Annotated in this window: 2 protein-coding genes; both read right to left on the bottom strand. The window is 67.3% G+C overall.

Annotated features, from left to right (window positions below):
• A partial coding sequence (locus ACNFOC_RS54905; RefSeq protein ID WP_521987290.1) for an arginase family protein occupies positions 1 to 368 on the bottom strand: 368 nt, incomplete at its 3' end.
• The coding region (locus tag ACNFOC_RS54900; protein ID WP_416966384.1) for an MFS transporter at positions 319 to 683 on the bottom strand (365 nt) is incomplete at its 5' end. The genes ACNFOC_RS54900 and ACNFOC_RS54905, both read right to left, overlap by 50 nt.

Genomic DNA, 683 nt, shown 5'->3' with positions numbered 1-683 from the left:
GCATGCAGAACATCCCCACCCCACACAGCCTCAGCAGCCCCCACCGACTGCCCGGCAATCAACGCGGACACCTCATGCATCCCGGCAAAGGCAGGATCATCCATGGTCCCGAGCCCATACGCCCCGTCCGCGGACTCCGGATCAGCCGAGGCCGCCTTCACCGCCTCGACATAGTCCTCCCGGTGAACCAGCCGCAACGTCGAATCGCCGGCGGGCTTCGCCGCTACGACATCCACGACCTCATCCAGCCCGAAGGCATCGACAAGTCTCCGGGTCAGGTCGAGCCGAACCGGGTCCATCGGATGGTCCCGGCCGAAGTCATAGCCCGTTACTGCCTCGTCCCACATCAGCTGTGCGCGCCCGCTCATGCCCGTCACCGTATCGGTCCGCCGACGGCGCGAACGAGCGGGCGTACACCAACGTCACCAGCACCAACACCATCGGCACGAGCATCGCCCCGCGGTAACTCCACGCGTCGCCCAGCGCCCCCACCAACGGCGAACCGATCAGGAACCCCACGTAATTGAAGACATTGAGCCGCGCGATCGCCGTATCGGAAGCCCCCGGGAACAGCCGCCCGGCCGCCGCGAAGGTCTGCGGCACCAACACACACAACCCGAGCCCGACCAACGTGAACCCGAGCATCCCGACCCCGGCCCCCGGCGCCACAGCCACCACACCGA

The organism is Streptomyces colwelliae, from assembly GCF_048158785.1.
Lineage (GTDB): Bacteria > Actinomycetota > Actinomycetes > Streptomycetales > Streptomycetaceae > Streptomyces.
Note: the sequence above shows the minus strand (reverse complement) of the source record. Positions and strands in the feature narration are given on the sequence as shown.